We start from the raw sequence: 23,964 nt of genomic DNA, 5'->3' as shown, positions 1-23,964 counted from the left end.
GCGCCACCGTCAGCCCCGGCCGCGGGCCCGGCCCGCCACCGCAAGCTCCTCCCTGCCTACCACCCGCTCCCGCCGCCCGCCGCGGCCGGCGGGCCAACCGGCCCCCGCCCCTCACCCACCCGTCCGGACGGCCCGAAGGCCCGTAGGCGCGCCGCTGCCCGGCACCGGACGGTTCCGGGGCCGGGCAGGGACGTCGTGCGGGCGGGACGGCTCAGGACGCGATGTCGATGTGCATGTTGAACCGCACGCCGGCGACCTTCACCAGCAGATTGCCCTGCACCTTGCGCTTGGCCAGGGTGCCGCCCACGTTCCCCTTGCCCGCCGCGGCCTTGTCCTGCGGCGGGAAGCTGTGGAAGTCGGTGAACACCCCGCCCGCGGCCAACGGAGCCGCCTGGCCCCACTCCACACGCAGCTCCTCGTAGGCGTCAGGGTCCATCGGGGACCCGCCCAGCCCCAGGTTGACGCGTTCCCCTCCCACGTAGGTCGCCGCGCACTGCTTCAGCACGGTCACGACCAGCGAGTCCTTGAGAAGGTAGTGCGTCGTGATCTTCCCCAGCAGATGGGCGGCGTCGCCGTCGAGCTTCTTCTTCCGGGCCTCCCGCGCCCCGGATTTGATCATCTCGGTGCGGTCGGTGTCGATGGACTTGTAGGCCTCGGCGTAGCCCTTGTCCTTGGTCCGGGCGATCCTGATCGTCGTGGCCCAGGTGTCCGGCGCGATCCACTCGGGGTCGAAGCCGATGGACTCGCAGTACTCCAGAAGGCTCTGGTGGGCATCCTCGTCGGTCTCGGCGTACTTCGGCATGAACGGGCGTCCCCCTCCGTCGTGCTGACGGCGTACAACGTGCCACGCGGGAGCAGCGCTGTCAGCCCGTTTCGCCGAGGTCGTGAAAGGGGGCGTGAGACGGGGCCGGTGGGGCTGCCGCCGCGGCTGCGGGGCCGCACACGGACCGGACGTCCGTACGGGCGTCGCGCACACCGGCGAGGCGAGGCGCGGCGAAGCACGGCGCGCGGTCGGCCGGCCCGCCGGCCCGTCGGGGCCTACTGGGGTGCGGCGGGGCTTCCCGGCGCAGGGTGTGCGGGGCGGGGCCGGAGGCGGGCCGCGACGACCGCGACGTCGTCCTCGGCACGGTGGGCGTCGAGCCCCGCGCACACCGCGTCCACCACGGCGGCCGGCGGAAGCCCGCCGGGGACACGCAAGGAGGTCAGCCGGGCCAGCGACACGTCGATGTCCTCGCCGCGGCGTTCCACGAGGCCGTCGGTGTAGAGCAGCAGGGTCTGCCCGGGACCGATCGGCCGGGCCAGCGCCTCGTAGCCGCCCAGCCCGGTGCCGAGCGGCGGACCGACGGGCACGTCGAGCAGGGTGCCGGTGCCGTCCTCGTCGAACAGCACGGGCGGCAGATGCCCGGCCCCGGCGTACACCGCGGTGCCGCGGGCCGGGTCGATCCGGGCCAGGAGACAGGTCGCCGGCCGTCGGCCCTCGTCCGCCGCGGACAGGGCGTCCATCTGCCGCAGCACCCGGTGCGGCGCCAGGTCGGTGGAGGCGATCTCCCGCAGGACGGCACGGTAGGCGTTCATGTCGACGGCGGCGTCCAGTCCGTGCCCCATGACGTCCCCGACGACCAGCAGGGTCCGCCCGAAGTGCAGGCGTACCGTCTCGAACCAGTCCCCGCCCACCACGGCCCGGCCGCCCAGCGGCAGATAGCGGCTGGCGACCTCCAGGTTCGGGTGCGGCCGCCCCGGCTCGGACACCAGCGCCCGCTGCAGTTCGACCGCGGACCCCTCCACGGCCGCCAGCCTGCGCGCCCAGCCGAGCTGCACACCGGCGAGCCGCACCGCGAAGTGCAGCACCGCCAGAGCGTCGTCGTCGAACCCTTCCGCAGAGCGGGCGGGGGACGGCGTGGCGGGCGGGGTGACGTGCGGGGTGATGTGCGGCGCGAGGGACCGGGCGGCCACGACCCGGCCGTACACCTCGTCCCCCGCGACCAGGGCGGCCTCGGCCAGCCGGACCGGGCCGTCAGCCGTGTCCGCGGTCCACACCCGGAGGGGGTGGTCGCCGTCCCGCGCCCGGACCGGCGTACCGGTGTCGTCCGCCGCCACCGCACCCCGCAGCAGGCGGGCCTCGCCGGCCACCGCCGTCGCCACCGGTGCGGGCGCCGCGCCGGGCTCGGCGCCCGCACCCACCGGTTCCACCGCGGCCACCGGTTCCACCGCAGCCGCGTCGCACACCGACCGGACGAGGAAGGCGGCCAGTTCCCGGCAGACCTCCGCCTCGTCGCGGGCCGCCGCCAGGTGGTCGAGGGCGGCCTCCACCGCACGCAGGCGCCACTGCGGTCTGCCCTGCCCGGACACGTTGCCTCCCTGTCGCGCCTGCCGCCCGGACGTCACCCACCGGCCGTCGCGGCTGGTCTGCCGAGGAAGGCATTCCACCAGCCGTCACCGCCGCCGGGCGGCAGGCGCGAGGCGTGTCCCGGCCCGGCTGCGCCGTCCGGCCCGCAGCGACGCGGCGTCGATGCCGGAGGGTGGCATCGACGCCAGAGGTGGCCGTTACGGCAGGGACGGTGTCAACGGGTGGTCCAGCCGCCGTCGACCGCGACGGTGGCACCGACGACGAACGAGGCACGGTCGCTGCACAGCCACGCCGCCGATTCGGCGATCTCGTCGGGGGCGGCGATGCGGGGGAGGGGCGCCGAACGCAGCAGGACCTCCTCCATTTCCGGGTTCTCCCGGAGCCAGGCGTCGATCATTTCACTGCGGGTGGAGCCGGGCGCGATGGCGTTGACCCGTATGCCCTGGGGGGCGTACTCGCAGGCTGCGGCTTTGGTCAGGCCCAGCACGGCGTGCTTCGAGGCGATGTAGCTGGCCGAGACGGGCGTGGCCACCAGGCCGGCCGTACTGCTGTTGTTGACGATGGCGCCGCCGCCCGCGGTGAGCATGGCGGGGATCTCATGGCGCATGGCGTTCCAGACCCCGCGGACGTTGGTGTCCATGACCTGGTCGTAGGCGTCCTCGTCGAGGAGGTGCAGCGGTTTGGGGGTCGTTCCGATGCCCGCGTTGTTGAAGGCCGCGTCGAGCCGTCCGTAGGCGCGGACGGCCGCGTCGACGGCGCGGGCCATGTCCTCGCTGCGGCGCACGTCCGCCACGACGTACTGCGCGCGATGCCCCGCTGCCTGCAACTCTTTCGTCAGCTGGGCGAGTTCGTGTTCGCGGCGAGCGACGAGGGTCACCGATGCGCCCTCGCGGCAGAATACGCGGGCTGCTGCCGCCCCGATGCCGGCGCTCGCGCCGGTGATCAGTGCTGACTTGCCCGCGAGTAAGGTTTCACTTCTTCCCGGCGTCACGGCGCGACGGTAACACGGTGGAATGGCCTGATGGCGAACACAGAGACCAAGACCGTACTGTTGACCGGTGCCGCGGGATTCGTCGGAACTCCCGTCGTGGCACGCCTGTTGGAGCACGGAGTCCGGGTGCGGGCCGTGGTCCACCGGGCGGAGGTGGCACCTGGCGCAGAGGCGGTACCCGCGGACCTGGCACGGCCTGGGTCGCTGGCGGGATTGTGCCGCGGGGTGGACGCCGTGGTGCACCTGGCCTCCCGGATCGGCGGAACGGAGCAGGAGTGCCGGGCGGTCAACACCGGGGGAACCGCTGCGCTGGTGGCGGAGGCCCACCGCGCGGGCGTACGACGCTTCGTGCAGTTGGGCACGGCCGCCGTCTACGGCGAAGGCCCCCACCGGGGGCCCGCCGAGGGCGGGTTGGCGGAGGCGCCGGGTTCGGTGACGAGCGCGACCCGCCTCGCCGGGGAGCGCCTGGTCCTGGCTGCCGGGGGGACGGTGGTGCGCCCCCACATGGTGTTCGGACGAGGGGACCGCTGGGTGATCCCGTCGCTGGTGTCGCTGCTGGCACGGTTGCCGCACTGGGTGGACGGCGGGCGGGCCCGCATCTCGATGCTGTCCGTCGACGCGCTGGCGGGGGCACTGGCGGAGCTGGCCCTCTCCCCGCAGGAGGCCCCTGGTGTGCTGCATGCCGCGCACCCGGAGCCCGTGACGGCGCGGGATTTGGTGTGCACGGTCACGCAAGCCCTGGGCCTGCCGCTGCCGCAGGGGGAGACGGACATGCGCGGGGCCCTGGACCTACTGGAGGGCGGCGCCGGCCCCGACGCGATGCTGCGCCGCCGACTGTCGCTGCTGGCGGTGGACCACTGGTACGACAGCAGCCGCTTGTGGGACGGCCTGAACTGCCGGCCGGGCCCGGCCTTCAGCGCGGCCTTCTCCCCGTACGCGGACTGGTACCGAGCCGAACTCACCGGATGACGGCTGCCCTTCGGAGACTGCGCACGGCCGGGCCGGCTCCGCCCCGGCGAACCGCCCGACGAACGCCAGGAGGTGCACGGTCCCTTCGCCGCGTATGGGTCAGAAGGGAGGCTCGAGATCGCCGAGGCCGTCGCTGTGTGGCCTGCAGTCCCAGGGCTCTTCCGGCACAGGCTCGAAGTCGGTGACGTCATGGCCCCATGCGGTGAGGGCCGTCCAGGCAACGCGCCGGTTGTGGTCGTCGCCGCTGGTGGCCAGGATGCGGCGTGCGTGCACGGCGAGGTGATCGCGGTGCCGGGCAAGCGCGGGATGCTCGGCGAGGATGAGCGCGGCCGGTCCGGCGGCTTCGCGCACGTCCTCGTGACCGTCCCGCAGAAACGGCGCGACGGCTTGATAGAGCATCGGGCGCAGGTCCCGGAAGGCCGCCGACGCGGTGCCGGCGGCGCGGAAGCCGGGGACGTACTGCCCGGTGCGCTCGACCATCGCGTCGGAGGCGTCGTAGGCCGTGGAAGCCAACCAGTTCAGGAACGTCGCGCGCAGGGGGACACTGCGATACGGCCGGAGGGTCATGGCGGCCGGGTGGGTGAGGATCCCGGCGACGTACCGGGCGACGGGGGCGGTGGCCTCGTAGACGGTGTGCTGATGGCCGACGAGCTCGCTCAGTTCCGCCAAGGCGGTGACCTGGACCTTGGGGTCCTGCTCCAGCAACCGCGCCAGGACTTCGGGAAGGCACTCACCGTTCCCGAAGGCCGTCCGGAGCGAACCCCAGTCGGTCTCCGCCAGGACGACCTGGCAGGGCGGCACGCCGGGCTCGCGTGTCGCCCCGGCCGACGAAGTGCGCTGGTTCACAGGTCAAACCTAGACCAGGCGGCTGGCTAGTCATGATCAGATGAAAGGGCCCGTGATGAGCCAGTACTTCGACCTCGGCGAGGAGACCCGGGTCGAGGCGGCCGACGGCTCCATCGGAAAGGTCGACAAGCACTCCGACATGTTCGGTTCCTCGTACATCGTGGTCGACACCGGCCCGTGGATCTTCGGCAAGGAGGTCCTTCTGCCGGCGGGCACGATCGACCGTGTCGACGTGGAGGAGGAGAAGATCTACGTCGGCTGGACGAAGGAGCAGATCAAGGCGGCTCCCGAGTTCGGGAAGGACAAGCACCTCGGGAATGAGGAGTACCACCGTGAGGTCGGCGGCTATTAGGGCAACCTGTCGAACCGCCTCTGAGACCTCGGCCGCCGATGGCGGAACCGGCGAGGTGCACGGGCAGTCGCCACCCCCGGAAACACCGGTCTCAGCGGGGCGGCCTGATGGGGCGGGATGTCCCGGCGAGGGGTGGCCGGGCAGGGCCCCATCGCCGGGAGAGCGCCACACGGGATACGGGGGGAGGTGGCCGGTGCGGCAGAGGTGTAACGCCGCATCGTGCCGACGGTCACGAACAGGGTGGCTCGGTGTTGACGCGGGCCCCCGTCCTGGGCTGGGGCCGCGCACTTGGAGCAATTCGGCTGCACCGAGCGGGCTTGGTGGGATCGGCGGGTGAGTGCTCCTTCCGGCATCGAGCCCCGGACTGCACGAGGGGCCCGTGTGCGGCTTCAGCCCCAGCTACCTGCTCCACAACCTCGGCAACAAACTTCCGTCCGCAAGGCGCGCCGGGCCTCCTGGAGAGCGCTGGGGCTTCGGCCGGCCCGCTGCTCCCGCGCATGCCCGGTGCGCGTGAGGTGGTTCGGCAGGGCGGGCAGCGGCTGCTCAGGGTCGGCAGGGCGATCGCGACGTGTCGCCCCCGCGCCTGAGGGGATCGTTCGCTTCATGACCGGCCTGATCGGCGTGGGGAGCGTTGACCGCGCGGGCCGGGTGCCGGAGCTCGGAGGTCGAGTCCGTACCGGTGGGCGATGGCGGCCCAGCACGGGGCCCCGGCCTCCCCGCAGCGGCGGGCAGGTCGTACGTGGGGACCTGATCGTGCGCCAGCCCCACCCTTCCAGGACGTCCTCCTCTTCGGAGGCAACGGCAACCGCCCCGCCCACCGGATTCTCTTCGCCTACGCCTCGCTGCTGAACCTGAAGAACCCCGCCGCCGCGGCCCCGTGGTGCACCGCGCTCGCCTGTCTCAACCTGCCCGACGATCACGGCGCACGCTTTCGTGCTGGGGTGGGCGGTCACGACTGGCTGCCGGCATGACCACAGTGCGCGACTGTTCGGAGCGTTCTAGCAGCTGGTGGGTGTCCCGTTGTACAGGTTGCCGTCGGTGACGCCATTGGTGACGCTTCTGAGGTAGTAGCCGCAGGTGGGGCGGTTCTTGAAGTCGAAGGTCTGTCCGGAAGTCAGGTGCCAGATCTTGTAGTTGGAGAAGGTCAGGGGTGTGCCCGGGACGGCCTTCTCGGGCTGGTGGTCTCCCAGGACGATGTAGCTGTCGGCGCCGAAGAGGGTGGCCTGGCCGTTCTTTTCGATGAAGAGGGAGCCGCCTTCCTCGATGCCCACTCCCCAGGCTTTCCCTCCGGGGGTGAGGCCGTCCCTGAGCGCGCGTGCCACGAAGGCCATGGTGCGGCCCATGCGGTCGCGGGTCACGAAGTGCGAGTCGTTGATGGTGCCGCCGTAGTTCGGCCAGTCGAAGATGCCCGTGGTGAACGTCGCGTACGAGTCGTAGGGGTCTGACAGGGCCTCGGCGGAGGTGATGCTGCCCCGGCAGGCGTCGTAGACCACGGAGCTGTTGATGTGGTGGCCGGCGCTGCCTCCGCCGGAGCCGCCGCCCTTGGCGACGACCGACTGGACGGAGGCGCGCAGGGCCGTGGATTTCCAGGCGGCGTACTCGCACTGGTCGCCGCCGGCGAAGTACACGAATTCCGCGTTGCGGATGTCGGTGTTGGCCTGCGTGTTGTTGCCGTCGCTCGCCCTGGTGAGTGTCCACGTGGTGCAGGAGTTGACACCGCTCAGCCGCATGACCGCATCGCACTCGGGCGTTCTGCTGCCGGACGAGGGTGCCGACGCCGCCAGCACCACGACGTCGAGCGAGCCGGTTCCGCCGCGGATGGCGTCGACGGCCTTGGTCATGGAGGCTGCGACGATACCGCCGGACCCGTTCATGGTGAAGGCGGGACCCGACCAGGCGGCCCGACCGGCGTCCGTGGAACTGCCGAGCCGGATGCGGCTCGCTGCGGCCTCGGCCTGACCGGCGTGGATCAACCCTCCGGCGAGGACGGCCACAGCGGCCGCGAGGCAGGCGGCCCTGCGGAGGGCGGACTGGCGCCGTCCCGGCGAGGCGGCGGTGGGCGCGGGGGAGAAGCGGCGGGGGAGCGGACTCATGGGTCCTCCGTGAGCAGTCGGTGAGGGGTACGCAGCGAAGCGGCGAAGCGGCGAAGCGGCGAAGCGGCCGCCGCGGAGCAGCACTACGGCGTGCAGCAACGGAAAGTACATCTGATGCGCTGCCCGCGATAGATGTAACGCAGAACCAGCCGCCGGAACGGGACTGTCCGCCAATTGCCTGGGACAGGGCCCCCGGATCCTCCTGGCGTCGCGAGTTCTCGGCCCGTTACCCTAATGAAACGTGAGTTACATCTAGCCAACATGGAGGTGGAGATGTAATTCTCTGGCGTGTCAGACGGTGACGCGCCCCGTTGTCACCGGCCGGTCTTCCGAGAGGGTCATCTGTGATGCCAACCCCGTGCCTTCGTCGCGTGTCGACGGCCTCCGCCCTGTCCGTGGCGCTTCTCCTGACGGTCTCGGCCTGCGGGGACGACGCCTCTGACGGTGCCGCCGAGACGCCCGCCGCCGCTTCGGTCGCCGGCGTCACGATCACCCGGGACGCTGCACTGCATGCCGCCCTGCCGGAGCAGATCCGCACGGCGGGCGTGGTGCGCGTGGCCACCGACGTGCCGTACGCCCCCTTCGAGATGTTCGTGACCGAAGGCAAGCCCGAACTGACCGGTCTCGACTACGACCTGGGTCAGGCGCTGGGCGCGAAGCTGGGCGTGAAGTTCGCCTTCACGCCCCAGAAGTTCGACGGCATCGTTCCGGCCATCCAGGCCGGGAAGTTCGACGCGGCCATGTCCGCCATGACCGACAACAAGGAGCGGCAGGCGGTCGTCGACTTCGTCGACTACTCCGTCTCCGGCTCCGGAATCATGGTGGTCAAGGGCAACCCCGAGAAGATCACGACCCTGAACGACCTGTGCGGCAAGAAGACCGCCGTCCAGGCGGCAACCAACCAGCTGGAACTCCTCCAGGAGCACCAGGCCCAATGCAAGGCCGCAGGCAAGGCGGAGATCGGCATCCAGACCTTCCCCAAGGACTCCGACGCCCAGCTCGCCCTGCGCTCCGGCAAGGTCGTCGCCCAGGTGCAGACGAAGCCCGCCGCGGGCTGGACCGCCAAGACCGCCGACAACGGCAGCGCCTTCGAGGTCGTCGACGACCCGGCCGCCGCGGGCGGCTACGGAGCCTCACCCAACGGAATCGCCGTCTCCAAGAAGCTGCCGCAGCTCAGCGACGCGATCCAGAAGGCCCTGCAGGCCCTGATCGACGACGGAACCGCCACCAAGATCTTCGACAAGTACGGTGTCGCCTCCATCGCCGTCAAGGAGGCCACCAAGAACGCGGCGGTGGACTAGAGATGACCACCACAACGGCTCCCGCGGACACCGACCGCACGGCGCCCGAGCAGCTCACGATCGTTCCGCTGCGCCACTACGGCCGCTGGATCGCGGCCCTGGCCGCCATCGCCGCCCTGGCCGGCGTCGCCGGATCGCTGGCGAAGAACGGCAATCTCCACTGGGAGATCATCGGCCGCTATCTCTTCGCCGATCTGATCTTCTCGGGCCTGATCACCACCCTGTGGCTCACCGTCGCGGCGATGGCCCTCGGGCTCGCCCTGGGCACACTGGTCGCGGTCATGCGCCTGTCGTCCAACCCCGTGCTGTACGGGATGTCCTCCCTCTTCGTCTGGTTCTTCCGGGGCACGCCTCTGTTGGTCCAGATCATCTTCTGGGGATACGCGGCCGCCCTCTACCAGTACGTGATGATCGGAATCCCCTTCACCGACATCACCTTCTTCCAGATCGAGACGAACACCCTGCTCACCCCGGCCGTCGCCGCACTGCTGGCACTCGGACTCAACGAGGCCGCCTACGCCTCGGAGATCGTCCGGGCCGGCATCCAATCGGTGGACCCCGGCCAGACCGAAGCCGCCCATTCCCTCGGCATGCGCCCGGCCCTGACGATGCGCCGGATCGTCCTCCCCCAAGCCATGCGCGTCATCATCCCGCCGATGGGCAACGAGACGATCAACATGCTCAAGATGACCGCCTTGGTGTCGATCATCTCCGCGCACGACCTCATGTCGAACATTCAGGACGTCTACGCGCAGAACTACCAGGTCATCCCGATGCTCGTGGTCGCCAGCCTCTGGTACCTCGCCCTGGTCACGCTGCTCGGCATTCCCCAGACATGGCTGGAGCGCCGCTACGGCCGCGGCAGCGGGCGCGATGGTCACCTCTCGCCGCTGCGCCGCATGTTCGCCGGATCCCTCAGCCGCGGGGGACCCGCACGTGCGAAGCGTGTGCAGAAGAACAGCAAGGAGGAGGCCCGGTGAACGTCCCCATGGTCCACGCCCAGGGCGTACGCAAACACTTCGGGAAGCTCGAAGTCCTCAAGGGCATCGACCTGACCGTCGAACGAGGCCAGGTGTGCTGCCTGCTGGGCCCCTCCGGTTCCGGCAAATCCACGCTCCTGCGCTGCATCAACCACCTCGACCGGGTCGACGGCGGGAGGCTCGCCGTCGACGGAGAGCCGGTCGGCTACCGCCAGAGCGGGCTGCGGCTCCATGAGCTGCGGGAAAGGGAAGTCGCCGAGAGACGCCGCGACATCGGCATGGTCTTCCAACGGTTCAACCTCTTCCCCCACATGACCGCCCTCGACAACGTCATGGAGGCCCCGGTCAACGTCCGCGGGGTCACCAGGACGCAGGCCAGAGCCGCCGCCCACGACCTGCTGGAGCGGGTGGGTCTCGGCGACCGGGCCGGCCACTACCCCGCGCAGCTCTCCGGCGGCCAGCAACAGCGCGTCGCCATCGCCCGGGCCCTGGCCATGGAGCCCAAGCTCATGCTCTTCGACGAGCCCACCTCGGCTCTCGACCCCGAACTCGTCGGCGACGTCCTGGACGTGATGCGCCGGCTCGCCGCCGACGGCATGACGATGGTCGTGGTGACCCACGAGATCGGCTTCGCCCGCGAAGTGGCCGACACCGCCGTGTTCATGGACGACGGCGTCGTCGTCGAAGCCGGAGATCCCCGCCGCGTCCTCGTCGAGCCAGAGCAGGAGCGCACCCGCGCGTTCCTCTCCAAGGTCCTGTGACCTCCCCCTCACGGGAGCAGCTCCGTCCCACCACACTGCTCCCGCACGCCGAAGCGCGCCTGGAAGGCTACCTCGCCGACCTGGCGCACCTGGTCGCCATCGACTCCGGCTCCTACAGCCCCGCCGGCGTCAACCGGATGGCCGACTGGACCCAGCAACGACTGCACGGCCTCGGATTCGAGGTCGAGCGCATCGCTCCGGCCGCCACCCACGGCCATCCGGTCGGCGACGTGGTCCTCGCCCGCAAACGAGGCGACCTGCCCGTCACCGAAGGCGGCAGGCGAGTCCTGCTCGTCGCCCACCTCGACACCGTGTTCGAGGACGGCACCGCCGCGATGCGACCCTTCGCACTGCAGGGCCGCATGGCCCGGGGGCCGGGCGTCAGCGACGACAAGGGCGGACTGCTCGCGGGACTCAGCGCTCTGGAGGTCCTCGAGCAGACCGGGCTGCGCCAGTATGCCGAACTGGTCTTCCTCGCCACCCCGGACGAGGAGATCGGCTCACCCGCGAGCCGCCCGGCGACGGAGGCGGCCGCCTGCGGAGCCCACTTCGCCCTCGCCCTGGAATGCGCGCGGGAGAACGGCGACGTCGTCATCGCCCGCAAGGGCGTCGCCGACTTCCGGGTGACGGTCACCGGCCGGGCCGCCCATGCCGGCATCGAGCCCGAGCGCGGAGCGAACGCCGCCCTGGCGGCCGCCCACCTTGTCGTGGCCCTCCAGGCACTCAACGGCCACTGGGACGACGTCACCGTCAACGTCGGGGTCGTCCGCGCGGGGACCCGGGCGAACATCGTCTGCCCGCAAGCCGAGTTGCAGGTCGAGGTGCGTTCGGCGACCGCCGCCGGCATCGGAGCGGCCAGGTCAGCGATCGAAGCCGCCGCCGCACGGCCCGCCGTACCCGGCACCACCGCCACGGTTCAGCAACTGGACCTGTGCCCCCCCATGGAGGACACACCCGCCTCGCGCCGCATGTTCGACCGGGCCAGGAGGATCGCCGCGGACCTCGGGGTCCCACTCGGCGGCTGCGCGACGGGCGGTGTGGGCGACGCCAACTTCATCGCGGGCATCGGAGTACCCACCCTCGACGGGCTCGGCCCGGTCGGCGGCGCCGACCACACCCCCGAGGAATGGCTCGACACCTCCACCGTCCCCGTCCGCGTCGCCCTCCTCGCGTCCCTCGTCGCCGAACTCGGCGACAGCCGCACAGGCTGACCCCCCATCCGCCCCGTACCGGCTCGATGGCGATCCCCGGCCCGGTACGGGGCCCGGCCCCGGCAGCCCGGCCCACCACGCACCCGGCTGCCGGCCCGCGCCGGGACCGCGGCAGGCCCACCCGGCCGCGGTCCCGGCCACCACCGACCCCCACCCAGGAGCCACCACATGCGCATCCCGAACGGAGCCCGCCGCACCGCACTGGCCGGCGCCACCGCACTTCTGCTCACCCTGGCCCTCGCCCCGTCGGCCAGCGCTCACACCCCCCACCATCCCGCAGACCGGGGCTCCCTCGTCCTCGTCGGCGGCGCACTGAAGGCGGACAACACCCAGGTCTACGGCGAGATCATCAAACGGGCCGGCGGCGCCTCGGCGCGAATCGGGGTGATCACCGCCTCCTCCGTCCCCGCCAGCCAGGACCCGCACGCCACCGACCCGGACAAGTGCAGCAACAGCGCATGCAACGGCGCCTACTACGCCGACCTGTTCGAGCGCCACGGCGCCGCCGACGCCCAGTGGATCCCCGTCGACCTCGACCACATCGCCAACGCCGACTCCGACGAGGTCGTCCGGCAGGTCAACTCCATGACCGGCTTCTTCTTCGGAGGCGGCGACCAGTACCGCTACGTCACCACCCTCCTCCACGGCTCCGCCCACACCGACTCCAAGGTCCTCGCCGCGATCCGCACCAAACTCGCCGCCGGCGCGGTCGTCTCCGGCACCAGCGCCGGAGCACAGATCGCCGCCGGAACCGACATGGTGACCGGAGGCGACTCCTACCAGGGCCTGCGCGACGGCAGCAGCCCGGGCTACTTCGACGATCCCACCCGGCTCGCCCACCTGCCCGCCGGCGGATTCGGCTTCCTGCACTCCGGGCTGATCGACACCCACACCGGCGCCTACGGCCGCGAAGGCAGGGCCCTGCGCCTCGCCGCCGACACCGGCCACGACCGCGTGTACGCACTGGAGGAGAACACCGCCCTCATCGTCGAAGCCCCCCGCACACCGCGCGAGAAACTGCGCGTTCTCGGCCCGCAAGGCGTCGCCATCCTCGACCTCCGGAACGCCCGGACCCGCCAGACGAACTCCGGAGCGTGGTCCCTCACCGGCGCCCGCTACACCTACCTGACCGACGGAGACCGCTACGATCCGAGCCGCTGGAGCGTCCACCCCTCACCCGACAAGCACCCACTGGTACCGACGCCCGCCTCACCCGTCCCCGCCAACACCGACGTGTTCTACTCCGCGGCCAACCCCGCCGGCGCCCCCTACTCCTTCCTGGGCACCGCGCGCGCTCTCGCAGCCACCGCCACCCAGCGCACCGCCACCGCCCGTACCTTCGAGAGCGGCCCCCGGTTCACCGTCACCTTCAGCAAGCAACCCGGATCCACCGCCTGGACCGCTGACGGCGCCACCGCACACACCGTCACCGGCCTGCGGATAGCCGTCGCCCCGGAGTGACGCCGCCCGGACCTCGCACCCGGCGAGCGGGGCCGGCCGGACCTCAGCACGATCCGGCCGGCCCTGCCCCGCCACCAGCGGCAGTAGGCTCGACCCGCCACCTCTTCACCGCTCCGAACGACCCGACATCCTGAGGGAGACCCCGCGCATGGCCCCCGGCACGCTCGCCGACGAGATCCGCCTCAAGCTGGGCGACGTCAGCCCCGCCGAACGCAAAGTCGCCCGCGTGCTCCTCGCCGGCTACCCCGCAGCCGGTTTCGAAACCATGGCCGTACTCGCCAGACGCGCAGCCGTCAGCACCCCGACCGTGCTGCGCCTGGTCAACCGCCTCGGCTACCGGGGCTTCCCCGACTTCCAGGCAGCCCTGCGAGCAGAACTCGACGAACGCAACGCCTCTCCGCTCTCCCTCTACGAAGCCACCGACTACGGCCGCACGGGCGGTCCGGACGAAAGCCTTCCCCTCCTGACGCGCGGCAGCAAGGTCTTCAGCGGCGCCGTCGCACAGACCCTCGCCGAACTCCCCCCGCACGATCTGGACCACGCGATCCGGCTGATGGCCGACGGCAAACGCCGCATCACCCTGGCCGGCGGGCGCTTCACGAACCTCCTGGCCCAGTACCTCGGCCTGCACCTCATGCAAATGCGTGACAACGTGAGGTTTCTGCCCGACCGGGATGTCGAACGCACCGCAGTGTTCACCGCCCTCAACCGGCGCGACGTCCTCGTCATCTTCGACTACCGGCGCTATGAGCAGGACAAAGTCACCATGGCCGAAGTGACACAGGCGAATGGAGGCAAGGTCGTCCTCTTCACCGACACATGGCTGTCGCCCGCCTCCACCCACGCAGACGTGGTGCTTCCGAGCCAGGTCGCGGCCCCATCCCCCTACGACAGCCTGGTGCCCACCCTCGCCGTCATCGAGACGGTCGTCGCCGGAGTACTCACCGCACTGGGAGAAGACGCCCACCAACGGCTGCGACACGGGGAGGAGACCGCCCGGCGCATGGGCCTGTACTGACCGCATCACAGTCCTCGCGAACGCTTCCTGCACAATGACGACGCCCGACGGATTTCCCCACCGGTCGTGCCGGGAGCCGAAGCCTTTCGGAGCCGTCGCCGGAGTACACAGGGCATCGACCACCGTCTTGAGGGCGCCGAGGCATCAGAAGGGGCGAAGTACAGTTCGTGGACGCCCAGGCGCGCCTGGTTTGCGGGCAGAGCCGAGACCAGCTCCTCATGGGTGAGGTTCCCCTCCAGCTCCATCGCCAGCACACCCGAGGTCTCCACGAAGCGGAGAATCACGGTATTGATCTCCCGTCGCTGACCGAAGCGCCCTCTGGGCGGGCGTCTCGGTGGCTATGTGGCGGGGGTGATTTCTGCTTGGCCGAACAGCAGAGCCCAGTCGGTGGGGAGCTGGTGGAGGATGCGGCTGGTCAGGTCGGGGCCGGCGTGGGCTGTGACGGCGGTGAAGACGGCGCCGGTGTCCCAGCGGGTGGTGGCCAGAGAGGCGCCGGAGCGTGTGGCGAGGTCCTTGATGAAGTCCCAGCCGGTCAGTGGCCGGGTGTCGGGGATCTGCGCGGTCAGCACGCGTGCCGCCTCAAGGGGCAGGCAGCGGGCCAGGTCGACGCGTTCGTCACCGGTCAGTTGACGTCCGAGTCCGGTGAGCACTACGCGGACAGCTTCTTCGGCCCGTTCACGGGTGGGGTAGGCGCCTTCGTATCGGACCTTCTCCAGCATCTGCTCGTAGGCCATCGAGCACGGCTGCTGGTGCGTGAGCGGTACGCGCGCGTCGGTGATCACTGCGGTGCATGCCTTTCAGGAGCTGTGGGAGCGCCGGGCACGTGGCACTCCCGGTCTTCGTCAGATGGGTCGGGGGCGGCCGAAGAGAAGGTCGTAGCCGACGGGGAGCCGGGGCAGGATCTGCCTTGTGAGGTCTTCGCCTGCCGTGTCGGCGACGGTGGCCGGCACGGCGCTGACGTCCCTCGTCGCGGTCTGCGCGGTGGCGCCCTCGATCCAGGCGGCGGTCGCGCGGACGAATCGCTCGGGGGGGAAAAAACGGCTCGGCGCTCTCCAGCGGGTTGAGCAGGATCATGCTGAAGCCTTCCGGCAGGGCGTGCCGCGTGCTGGGCGCGGACCTTGCCGATCAGGTGGGTGCTGAGCAGGGCGAGCACGACGCGCGCCGCACGCTCGGCCTACTCCGCGATGTCGTACTCGCCGCGTTCCTTCACACGGTCGAGGAACACTTTCCGTCGCAAGGTCATCAGCCGCCACCCCTTGGTGTTGTCGGTTCCACAGGGGGTGCGGAGGCCGGGGAGGGGGAGATCGGATGGGCCGTCCTCCGCACCGGTTCCGGACTGGTCAGCCGGAGATCTCCTTGCGGCCGGAGCCGGCACCGATGGAGACCTTGCGGGGCTTGGCGCGCTCCGCGATCGGGATGCGCAGGGTGAGAACGCCGGCCTCGTAGTCGGCCTGGATGCGCTCGGTGTCGAGGGTGTCGGCGAGCATGATCTGGCGGGAGAAGACGCCCAGCGGCCGCTCGGACAGCTCCATCTTGACGTTGTCGGCCTTGGCCGTCGGCCGTCGCTCGGCCTTGACGGTCAGCATGTTCCGCTCGACGTCGATGTCGATCGCGTCCGCGGTCACGCCGGGGACATCAAAGGCCACCACGTACTCGTCACCCTCGCGGTAGGCGTCCATCGGCATCACCGACGGCTTCGACCAGGTACCCGGACCCACCAGCTGCTGCGCCATCCGGTCCAGCTCACGGAAGGGGTCAGTGCGCATCAACATCGTGAAACACCTCCAGCAGGTTCGAACGGTTGTTGCCAATGCGCTGCACAGACCCTGTTGTAGCATGTCATCCAGTGGACGACAAACATGCCGTCGTCAAACTGATGACACTCTGAAGGAGGCGCCCGTGACCGCAGCCCATCAGCCGCCCGCGCCCGGTAGCGAGGCCCGCAGTCCGGCGTCCTTCGTGGCTGCCGCGGCAGCCCTGGTGGCCATGGACGACGCGTTGCGCGACGCCCAGAACGACATTTCCGACGCCCTCGGGCCCGGCCCCGAGCAGGCTCTGGCCTCCCTCATGTTGCTGCGGCAGGTGCGTGAGCAGCTCGCCGGCTGGGAGACCGGTCTGATCGAAACCGCCCGCGAGGCAGGCGCCAGCTGGGCAGAGCTTGCCCATCCCCTCGGTGTCGCCAGCCGCCAAGCTGCTGAACGCCGCTACCTGCGCGGCCGGCCCGGCCCCCCCGGTACCACCGGAGAGCAGCGTGTGCAGGCCACCCGCGAACGCCGTGCCGCCGACCGCACCGCCGCCACCTGGGCCCGAGCCAACGCAGCCGACCTGCGTCGCCTCGCCGGACAGATCACCGCTCTCGCCCACCTCACGCCCGAAGCGCGCTCGGCACAGGCCGCCCTGCACACCGCTCTCGGCGCCGCGGACGCCGCTGAGCTCATCGCGCCCCTGGCCGGCATGCGTCCCCACCTCGACGCCCGCCACACCGCTCTCGTCGACTCCCTGGACGTCCTCGAAGCCCACCGCCCGACGACAGCCTCCGACGAAGACTGACCCGCACACGCAGAGCCGTCCTCCGTCCGCGGTGCGCACCACCTGCGCGTCACGCCGACGAGGCCCCTGCCCGAGGCCCATCCGTACATCTGACCTTCCGCTGAAAGGACCCACAGCATGCCCAGCAGCGTCGAGACGCTGGAATTCCAGGCCGAGACCCGCCAGTTGCTCCGGCTGGTGATTCACTCGATCTACTCGAACAAGGACATCTTCCTGCGCGAGCTGATCTCGAACGCCTCCGACGCCCTGGACAAACTGCGGCTGGCATCACTGACCGATGCCAGCCTCACCGAGAACGGCACCGCCGACCTGCACATCTCGCTGGAGGTCGACAGGGACGCCCGCACCCTGACCGTCCGGGACAACGGCATCGGCATGACCCGAGATGATCTCGTGGAGCTGATCGGCACGATCGCCAAGTCCGGCACCGCCGCCCTCCTGGAGAAGATCAAGGAGTCCAAGGACGCCGCGACCACGGAGAGTCTGATCGGGCAGTTCGGCGTCGGCTTCTACTCGGCGTTCATGGTCGCCGACAAGGTCACCGTGCACACCCGGCGGGCCGGCACCGACTCCGGTACCCAGTGGGAGTCCGACGGCGAGGGCTCCTACACCATTCAGGCCGCCGACGACCTCCCCGTCGGCACCTCGGTCACCCTGCACCTCAAGCCCGCCGACAGCGAGGACGGACTCGCCGACTACCTCTCCGAATCGAAGATCCGACAGATCGTCAAGCGCTACTCGGACTTCATCCGCTGGCCGATCCGCATGGCCACCGACCGGACCGATGCCGACGGCGAAGCCACCTCCGCCCTCGACACGCTCAACTCGATGAAGGCGCTGTGGGCCCGGCCTCGAAGCGAGGTGACCGAGGACGAGTACAACGAGTTCTACCAGCAGATCAGCCACGACTGGCTGCCCCCGGCCGATACGATCCACATGCGCGCCGAAGGCACCTTCGAATACGAGGCGCTGCTCTTCATCCCCGAACAGGCCCCCTTCGACCTGTACTCCCGCGAGTCCAAGTCCGGCGTGCAGCTGTACGTCAAGCGGGTGTTCATCATGGACGACTGCGAAGCGCTCATGCCCCACTACCTGCGCTTCGTGAAGGGCGTCGTGGACGCCCACGACCTGTCGCTGAACGTCTCCCGCGAGCTCCTGCAGCACGACCGCCAGATCCAAGGCGTACGCCGACGCCTGGTCAAGAAGGTCCTCGGCGCACTCAAGGACATGCAGGCCAAGGACGCCGAGCGCTACACGAAGGTTTGGGCCCAGTTCGGCCGAGCACTGAAGGAGGGCCTGCTCGAGGACACCGACAACACCGAGGCCCTGCTGGAGCTGGTGTCGGCCGCCTCCACCCACGACCAGGAGAAGACCACCACACTGCGCGAGTACGTCGAGCGCATGAAGGAAGGTCAGGACACCATCTACTACCTGACCGGCGAGACCCGCGCCATGGTCGAGAACTCCCCCCACATGGAAGCCTTCGCCGCCAAGGGCTACGAGGTGCTCATCCTCACCGACCCCATCGACGAGGTATGGGTCGACCAGGTCCCCGCATTCGACGGCCATCGCCTGCAGTCCATCGCCAAGGGCCAGGTCGACCTCCACGACACCGCCGACGGCGGAACGGAAACCGAAGCCGACAAGGCCCAGCGCGAGCAGGACTTCGCCGCCCTGCTGCCCTGGCTGACCACCACCCTGTCCGACCACGTCAAGCAGGTACGCCTGTCCTCACGCCTGACAACCTCGGCAGCCTGCATCGTCGGCGACGCCCACGACGTCACACCCACGCTGGAAAAGATGTACCGGGCCATGGGCCAGCAGATGCCCACCGTCAAAAGGATCCTGGAACTCAACCCCACACACCCCCTGATCACCGCACTTCGCACCGCACACCACGCAGACGCCGAGGCCCCCGCTCTGACGGAGATCGCCGAGCTGATCTACGGCAGCGCTCTGCTCGCCGAAGGAGGCGACCTGCCCGACCCGGCCCGCTTCACCCGGCTCCTCACTGACCACCTGACCCGCACCCTGTAACCACAGAAGCAGCCCCGCACAGAGGAACCGTCTGTTCCGGCTTTCCGCTCGGAGCGCTGGAGCAGACGGCGCGACCGTGACCGCTGCAAGGTGGACCATGTCCCCGCGCTTCAGGAAACCGCCCAGGCCATCTGCTCTGGGCGGGATCATGGGACGGCGGGGCGGGTGCACATCGGGTCGTCATGCGCTGGCGAGATCGGCGTCCGCAACGGTTCGTGGGCGTCCCAGGCTCATGTGCTGCGTTGGTCGTGGGTGTCCTGGCGGAGCTGTTCGGTGTGCCGCGTGAGGGTGTCGATGCGTTCGGCGAGGCCGGCGTCTTCGGGCCGTAGGTACGCGCGCGTGGCGGTCAGCGGGCGGACGAGGCGGGCAGGGTCGTTATCGGCGAGTGCCAGGTTCAGCTCGCCGACCGCGTCTTGGGCATTCTCGGGCAGGTCGGTGAGGGCGGTGATCTGTCCGGCGAGGCGGCGCAGGTCCGCTGCGTTGTCGCGGGCCCATGCGGTGACGGTGCGGTCCGCAGCACGTGAATTACGGGTGGCCTGGACACGCTCCTCACCGGTGGAGCCAGGCGTGCCGGGGCGCAGTCTCAGGTAGCGGCGCTCGGCGGCCTGGCGGCTGGAGACGCCAAGGGGGCCTGCGAGGTCGGCCCAGCTGGCTCCCTGCCCGCGGGCGATTTCGATCAGTCCGCTCTCCCAGCCGGCGAGCTGTTCGCGGACCTCGCGCAACGTCAGCAGGGCCGCCAGGGCAGGGCGCGGGCCCGTGTCAGCCGGGGGCGGCTCCGCGTTCCGGGCGGCGGATCGCTGTGCGTCTTTCAAGGACTGGTTGATCGCTTCCAGCGCCGCGGCGGCGGCGAGAAAGGAGACCGGCGCGGCCGGTGCAAGGGCTTCGTTCATGGAGCTCTCCGTAACGCGTCATCCTCCAGATGACTCTGCGCTTGTCATCGCTTGGATGACATGTTACAACGGTGGCACGTTGAAGCGCATTGGCAGTCTCTGCCTGAACCAACTGGAGGTGTTTCGCGATGTTGATGCGCACCGACCCGTTCCGCGAGATGGACCGGATCCTCCAGCAGCTGGCGGGTACGTCGGGGACCTGGTCGAAGCCGTCGGTCATGCCGATGGACGCCTACCGCGACGCAGACGCGTACGTGATCGCGTTCGACCTGCCGGGTGTGAACACCGAGGCGATCGACATCGACGTCGAGCGGAACATGCTGACAGTGAAGGCGGAGCGCCGCCCGGTCCTGAAGGCCGACTCCGTGAAGATGGAACTGGCCGAGCGGCCGCTGGGTGTCTTCTCCCGTCAGATCATGCTGGCCGACACCCTGGACACCGAGCACATCGAGGCGGACTACGACGCGGGTGTCCTCACCCTGCGGATCCCGATCGCCGAGCGCGCCAAGCCCCGCAAGATCAGCATCCGCGCCGACGCCGGCCCCAAGCAGATCTCCGCCTGACGCGCACCCGTAGCCAGCGGAGGGCGGGGAAGCGCCGATCCCCCTCCGGCACCCGCCCTCCGCCCCCTTCTTTGACCTGCTTCACCCCTCTTCCCGGAGGTGATGTCGATGTCGATGCGCAGGGAGTCGTTCCTGGCCCATGTGCAGGAACGCGGCGAGTACGAAACCACTGAGGAAGCCGACCGCGTCGCCCGTGTCGTCCTGGCCCTGCTCGGCGCCCATCTGGTCGGCACGGTCCGGGCCGAGCTCGCCGCCCGGCTCCCGGAGACCTACGCCCTGATCCTCCTCAACCCACTGCAGGCTGCCGAACCGCTTTCCCCCGAACGGTTCGTCCGCGCGACCGCGGCCTGGATCGAAGGCGCCACCGAGGAGACCGCCCTGTGGGACATCGGAGCGGTCCTGTCCACCGCGGCCGCCGCGGCGGGCGACGTCCTCATCCGCGAGGTCCTTCTCCAGCTCCCGCCCGGCTACGACCTCCTCTTCGGCCATCCCCAGCCCGGCTGATCCGAGCCCGGCTGTCGCCCGCTGGGACACCGGCGCCGTACTCGCCGTCGTCACCCGACTGACGGGCCCCGACCTCCTCGCCCGCATCCTCGGCCAGCTCCCCGACGACTACGCCGTCCTCTTCGGCCAGGCACAGCTGCGCCGCCCCGAGCCCGCCGCCTGATCGGTGCCCCGGCACCCGGTACATGAAAAACGGGTCCGGGACCGCTGCTGCGGTCCCGGACCCGTCGCCTGAGGCGGAGCCTCAGTGCTTGAAGGTGCCCTTGATCTCTCCATGGCCCGGCGGGCATGTCCCTTGGCCGGCTCGCTCTGGGCTCGGCCGTCTGCCCACCAGGCAGAGCTGATCACTGCCTGCTCAGGAGAAGGTGTTGCAGCGCTGCGTATGGCCGCTCGGCGCCTTCCTGGACGAACAGGTGCCATCGCGTGGCCGGCGGCCCGGCCGTGTCAGGCCGGTTGCGTCAGCACATGGTCGGCGTGGGGCAGTTCCTGAATGTGGGCGGCTGTCCCTTCCAGCGGGAGGAGAGGGCGCAGAGGGCAGGCAGGCGGGGTGCGGTCGTGGTCGACCTTCCAGGTGGGCAGGGAGGCGGCACCGTCTTTGGTGGCGACGGCGTAGAGGGTGCCGGAGCAGCCTTGGCACACCAGCGATGCGTGGATCACGAGGGGGCCTTTCTGCTGCGGCCAATTCGGCTTGCTCTTTCCATGATCGGCGTCACCTCATCAAAACGATTCTTCCGCTTCTGGGAAACCCGCCATGCTGGGCGGCCAGGCTGTTTCCTGGGCACGGCTGGATAGCCAAGGAGGGGTGCCTCCGCAGGGCGCCGCCTCGATCATTCAAGAGGCGACGGGCCGATCTTCGGCCTCTCTTCGCGACCCGTGTCTGTTCGTTCGCCAGGTCGCTGCCATCCAGGTATCCGGAAGTTACCCTTCGCGATCCTTCTGGGGCGTGCATCGCCCCAAGGGCCTGCTCGGCGGGTGCAGGGAGGCGGTGGTGGCCTTGGCCTCGGGGTAGCCGGGACCGCCCGAGGCGGGGCCGGCTCGAGGAACGTCTCGTGGGCTTCAACGAGGTCGCCGGGGAGCATCGCTGTGTAGGCGGCGGGTGCGGCGGGCTCTATCGGGGCAGGAGGGCGCGTACGGTCTTGCCGCCTGCGGGGGACCCGGTGGCACGGGTGGAGCGGGAGAGGCGGTCGACCATGGGCCAGCCGAAGCCGCCCGTGCCGCGGTTCAGGTCGGGGGTCCGCATACGCGGCGCCTGCGGGCTCGGATCGTGGACGGCCACCTCGATGCTGTCCGGGTAGGCGGTCAGGTCCAGGTTCAGGCGCCGCCGGCGTGGCGCAGGGCGCCATTTGCCTCGGAGTGCTCTCGCAGTGGCGCTCCTGTTTGGGTTTTGGCGGTTGGTTGTGGGTGTGGGTGTTTCTGGTGGGTGTGGCGGGCCGGTGGGTCGTTCTGGTGGGTGTCGCTGTCCGTCGCTGGTTTGGCTCCCGAAGTACTTCCAACGCCAGTGGCGGGGGTTGGGCGGGGTTCAGGTGGTGCGTGTGTGGCAGCGGCATGTCTTTGGGCCGGCATGCCGCTGATCGGCTTGCGCCCGGTTGCCGTAAGCCCGGTGCGGAGCTGACGCGCGTTTTCCTAGCCCGGTTTCGTTGCCGGGTGGAGTGGGCTGGCGGTTGTGCTCGAGTTCCTCAAGGCAGCGGTCACGGTTATGAGTCCAGTCACCGGCCGGTCGTCACATGTCAGATCTCGAAATGAGGTCTTGGACGGCGCTGCGTGGGTGGCGTGTTGCGTGTGGTCGTGTGCCGGTCTGTGTGTGGGGTGGTTGCGGCAGTGAGGGGCGAGACCACTGTTTGGTGGTTATGGGTTGGTGGGGTTGGTGGTGAGGGTGGTGGTGTAGATGGGGTTGTTGTTTTGGTGGGCGGTGATGGTGGTGTGGGTGGGGGTGTGGGTGGTGGTGGTGAGGGTGGTGGGGGTGTGGAGTTCGGCGTAGGTGTGGAAGTGGGTGGTGATGGTGGTGGGGGTGTAGGGGTGGGGGTGGTGGAGGTGGTGGGTGGCTTGGCGGGCGGCTTCGATGAGGACCATGCCGGGGTGGTGGTCGTTTGTGTGTTCGAAGAGGATGGGGTGGGTGAGGTCGGGGGTGAGGGTGAATTGGTGGGGGTTGTGGGTGGGGGTGAGGATGACGTCGTGGGGGTGGTGTCGTCCGGTGGTGGTGGGGGTGAGGGGGGGTAGGGGGGTGTGGTGTCGGGTGGGGTTGGGGGTGGTGGGGGTGTGGGTGGGTGGGGTGGTGTGGGGGCGGCGGAGGCGGTTGTAGGTGGTGGGGGGGATGGTGGTGAAGTGTGCTGTGCCGTGGCCGGTGGTGTGGTTGCCGCGGTGGAGGGTGGCGTGGAGGGTGCCGGTGAGGCGGTTGCCTTTGCGGGTGAAGTCGGTGCAGGTGGCGGTGATGGTGAGGTCGGTGGGGGTGGTGCCGATGTGGAGTTGGTCGGGGTGGGTGGTGAAGTCCAGGCTCCACAGGAGGATGTGGTGGTCGAGGGGGACGCCGTAGGCGGTGTGGCAGAGGTAGAGGCCGCTTTGGCGGATGGTTTCGCCGACTTGGAGGGGGTCGTGGCGGGTGCCGTCGGGGCTGGTGAAGAAGGTGTGGGCGCGGGGCCACTGGCCGGTGAGGGTGAAGGTGTGGGGGCCGGTGCGGTGGCAGCCGGTGAGGAAGACCTCGGCGTGGGAGCGTCGGTGGACGTATTCCCTGGGGACGGTGGTGGTCAGGGTGCGGGGGGTGGTGTGCCGTGTCCAGGGTTCGCCCGCGGGGGTGAGGGGCGGGGCGGGTGTGTTGTGGCGAATCGTCAGCATGGTCATGGGACCTTCTCCCGCAGAGCCGTTCGACGGATGGGTCGGGTTGCGTTCGCGAGACGCAAGATACGTACTCTCCGGTTTCTTTTGCAAGGGATTCGGTGGGTGGGGATGTGGGGTGCCGGCGGGCCTGCCCGGGGGTGGCGGGGGGCCGGGGGTGGGGGTGCGTGGCGTGGACCAGGGAATTCGGGCGGGGTTGTGGCCGGTGTGACGGGCGGCTCGTGGCTGGTGTTCGTGGGTGGTTCTTCGGGTTGAATGCCC

General features: G+C 70.1%; 23 protein-coding genes and 2 pseudogenes. 13 read left to right on the top strand and 12 right to left on the bottom strand.

The window, feature by feature from the left end:
* Positions 1–211 precede the first annotated feature (211 nt).
* The 3 genes from ACPU2J_RS00320 to ACPU2J_RS00310 all read right to left on the bottom strand — a co-directional run bounded on the left by ACPU2J_RS00320 (position 212) and on the right by ACPU2J_RS00310 (position 3,338).
* Complete coding sequence (locus ACPU2J_RS00320; RefSeq protein ID WP_423832411.1) at positions 212–802, bottom strand: hypothetical protein; 591 nt, start codon at positions 800–802, stop codon at positions 212–214.
* Positions 803–1,038: 236 nt separating this feature from the next.
* Entirely contained in the window at positions 1,039–2,349 is a 1,311-nt protein-coding gene (locus tag ACPU2J_RS00315; RefSeq protein WP_423832410.1) for a PP2C family protein-serine/threonine phosphatase, read from the bottom strand.
* Positions 2,350–2,561: 212 nt separating this feature from the next.
* A complete protein-coding gene (locus ACPU2J_RS00310; RefSeq protein ID WP_365072635.1) occupies positions 2,562–3,338 on the bottom strand; it encodes a glucose 1-dehydrogenase in 777 nt (258 codons plus the stop codon).
* Between the two features lie 30 nt (positions 3,339–3,368).
* Between ACPU2J_RS00310 and ACPU2J_RS00305 the strand changes: the two genes are divergently transcribed.
* Positions 3,369–4,307: an NAD-dependent epimerase/dehydratase family protein gene (locus ACPU2J_RS00305; RefSeq protein WP_420077913.1), complete on the top strand. Its 939-nt coding sequence runs from the start codon at positions 3,369–3,371 to the stop codon at positions 4,305–4,307.
* A gap of 99 nt (positions 4,308–4,406) precedes the next feature.
* Here ACPU2J_RS00305 and ACPU2J_RS00300 read toward each other — a convergent pair whose 3' ends face one another.
* Positions 4,407–5,153 (bottom strand): hypothetical protein, encoded by a 747-nt coding sequence (locus ACPU2J_RS00300; protein WP_423832409.1) that lies wholly within the window; start codon positions 5,151–5,153, stop codon positions 4,407–4,409.
* 55 nt (positions 5,154–5,208) lie between these two features.
* Here ACPU2J_RS00300 and ACPU2J_RS00295 point away from each other — a divergent pair, with 55 nt between their 5' ends.
* Together ACPU2J_RS00295 and ACPU2J_RS00290 are read left to right on the top strand one after the other, a co-directional pair.
* Entirely contained in the window at positions 5,209–5,505 is a 297-nt protein-coding gene (locus ACPU2J_RS00295) for a PRC-barrel domain containing protein (protein ID WP_423832408.1), read from the top strand.
* 686 nt (positions 5,506–6,191) lie between these two features.
* A complete protein-coding gene (locus ACPU2J_RS00290; protein ID WP_420077917.1) occupies positions 6,192–6,476 on the top strand; it encodes a hypothetical protein in 285 nt (94 codons plus the stop codon).
* A 27-nt stretch (positions 6,477–6,503) separates the two neighbouring features.
* On the opposite strand, the gene ACPU2J_RS00285 is transcribed toward ACPU2J_RS00290, so the two are convergent.
* Positions 6,504–7,598, bottom strand: a complete 1,095-nt coding sequence (locus tag ACPU2J_RS00285) for a hypothetical protein (protein ID WP_423832407.1) — start codon at positions 7,596–7,598, stop codon at positions 6,504–6,506.
* Between the two features lie 371 nt (positions 7,599–7,969).
* On the opposite strand from ACPU2J_RS00285, the gene ACPU2J_RS00280 reads away from it, so the two are divergent.
* The 6 genes from ACPU2J_RS00280 (at position 7,970) to ACPU2J_RS00255 (ending at position 14,330) form a co-directional block, all read left to right on the top strand.
* On the top strand, positions 7,970–8,899 hold the full coding sequence (locus tag ACPU2J_RS00280; RefSeq protein ID WP_423832406.1) for an ABC transporter substrate-binding protein: 930 nt from the start codon (positions 7,970–7,972) through the stop codon (positions 8,897–8,899).
* A gap of 2 nt (positions 8,900–8,901) precedes the next feature.
* Complete coding sequence (locus ACPU2J_RS00275) at positions 8,902–9,879, top strand: amino acid ABC transporter permease (RefSeq protein WP_423832405.1); 978 nt, start codon at positions 8,902–8,904, stop codon at positions 9,877–9,879.
* 8 nt (positions 9,880–9,887) lie between these two features.
* Positions 9,888–10,640, top strand: coding sequence for an amino acid ABC transporter ATP-binding protein (locus ACPU2J_RS00270; protein ID WP_420082258.1), 753 nt, complete (start codon positions 9,888–9,890; stop codon positions 10,638–10,640).
* A complete protein-coding gene (locus tag ACPU2J_RS00265; RefSeq protein WP_420077921.1) occupies positions 10,637–11,851 on the top strand; it encodes a M20/M25/M40 family metallo-hydrolase in 1,215 nt (404 codons plus the stop codon). The genes ACPU2J_RS00270 and ACPU2J_RS00265 overlap by 4 nt, the downstream gene beginning before the upstream one ends.
* A gap of 168 nt (positions 11,852–12,019) precedes the next feature.
* Entirely contained in the window at positions 12,020–13,312 is a 1,293-nt protein-coding gene (locus ACPU2J_RS00260) for a cyanophycinase (protein WP_423832404.1), read from the top strand.
* Positions 13,313–13,460: 148 nt separating this feature from the next.
* On the top strand, positions 13,461–14,330 hold the full coding sequence (locus tag ACPU2J_RS00255; RefSeq protein WP_420077923.1) for a MurR/RpiR family transcriptional regulator: 870 nt from the start codon (positions 13,461–13,463) through the stop codon (positions 14,328–14,330).
* A gap of 338 nt (positions 14,331–14,668) precedes the next feature.
* Here ACPU2J_RS00255 and ACPU2J_RS00250 read toward each other — a convergent pair whose 3' ends face one another.
* The 3 genes and pseudogenes from ACPU2J_RS00250 to ACPU2J_RS00240 all read right to left on the bottom strand — a co-directional run bounded on the left by ACPU2J_RS00250 (position 14,669) and on the right by ACPU2J_RS00240 (position 16,102).
* A complete protein-coding gene (locus ACPU2J_RS00250) occupies positions 14,669–15,112 on the bottom strand; it encodes a DUF2267 domain-containing protein (RefSeq protein WP_420077924.1) in 444 nt (147 codons plus the stop codon).
* A gap of 60 nt (positions 15,113–15,172) precedes the next feature.
* A pseudogene (locus tag ACPU2J_RS00245) lies at positions 15,173–15,573 on the bottom strand (DUF2267 domain-containing protein).
* Between the two features lie 97 nt (positions 15,574–15,670).
* The gene (locus tag ACPU2J_RS00240; RefSeq protein ID WP_053169201.1) at positions 15,671–16,102 is read right to left on the bottom strand and encodes an Hsp20/alpha crystallin family protein; all 432 of its coding nucleotides are present in this window, start codon (positions 16,100–16,102) and stop codon (positions 15,671–15,673) included.
* A 127-nt stretch (positions 16,103–16,229) separates the two neighbouring features.
* On the opposite strand from ACPU2J_RS00240, the gene ACPU2J_RS00235 reads away from it, so the two are divergent.
* Positions 16,230–16,880: a type III effector protein gene (locus tag ACPU2J_RS00235; RefSeq protein ID WP_420077925.1), complete on the top strand. Its 651-nt coding sequence runs from the start codon at positions 16,230–16,232 to the stop codon at positions 16,878–16,880.
* Between the two features lie 117 nt (positions 16,881–16,997).
* Entirely contained in the window at positions 16,998–18,917 is a 1,920-nt protein-coding gene (gene htpG / locus ACPU2J_RS00230) for a molecular chaperone HtpG (RefSeq protein WP_420077926.1), read from the top strand.
* Between the two features lie 230 nt (positions 18,918–19,147).
* Here htpG and ACPU2J_RS00225 read toward each other — a convergent pair whose 3' ends face one another.
* On the bottom strand, positions 19,148–19,807 hold the full coding sequence (locus ACPU2J_RS00225) for an HSP18 transcriptional regulator (RefSeq protein WP_420077927.1): 660 nt from the start codon (positions 19,805–19,807) through the stop codon (positions 19,148–19,150).
* Between the two features lie 128 nt (positions 19,808–19,935).
* Here ACPU2J_RS00225 and ACPU2J_RS00220 point away from each other — a divergent pair, with 128 nt between their 5' ends.
* The gene (locus tag ACPU2J_RS00220) at positions 19,936–20,370 is read left to right on the top strand and encodes an Hsp20/alpha crystallin family protein (RefSeq protein WP_420077928.1); all 435 of its coding nucleotides are present in this window, start codon (positions 19,936–19,938) and stop codon (positions 20,368–20,370) included.
* Positions 20,371–20,478: 108 nt separating this feature from the next.
* On the top strand, positions 20,479–20,874 hold the full coding sequence (locus tag ACPU2J_RS00215; RefSeq protein WP_420077929.1) for a DUF2267 domain-containing protein: 396 nt from the start codon (positions 20,479–20,481) through the stop codon (positions 20,872–20,874).
* A gap of 444 nt (positions 20,875–21,318) precedes the next feature.
* Here ACPU2J_RS00215 and ACPU2J_RS00210 read toward each other — a convergent pair whose 3' ends face one another.
* The 3 genes and pseudogenes from ACPU2J_RS00210 to ACPU2J_RS00200 form a co-directional block, all read right to left on the bottom strand.
* Positions 21,319–21,531, bottom strand: a complete 213-nt coding sequence (locus tag ACPU2J_RS00210) for a hypothetical protein (RefSeq protein ID WP_420077930.1) — start codon at positions 21,529–21,531, stop codon at positions 21,319–21,321.
* Between the two features lie 451 nt (positions 21,532–21,982).
* Positions 21,983–22,215: pseudogene (locus ACPU2J_RS00205) on the bottom strand (ATP-binding protein); the annotation flags it as partial.
* A 504-nt stretch (positions 22,216–22,719) separates the two neighbouring features.
* Positions 22,720–23,709: a ScbA/BarX family gamma-butyrolactone biosynthesis protein gene (locus ACPU2J_RS00200; protein ID WP_423832403.1), complete on the bottom strand. Its 990-nt coding sequence runs from the start codon at positions 23,707–23,709 to the stop codon at positions 22,720–22,722.
* Positions 23,710–23,964: the final 255 nt, after the last annotated feature.

The organism is Streptomyces manipurensis (assembly GCF_049570255.1).
GTDB classification, from domain to species: Bacteria; Actinomycetota; Actinomycetes; order Streptomycetales; family Streptomycetaceae; genus Streptomyces; species Streptomyces manipurensis.
Note: the sequence above shows the minus strand (reverse complement) of the source record. Positions and strands in the feature narration are given on the sequence as shown.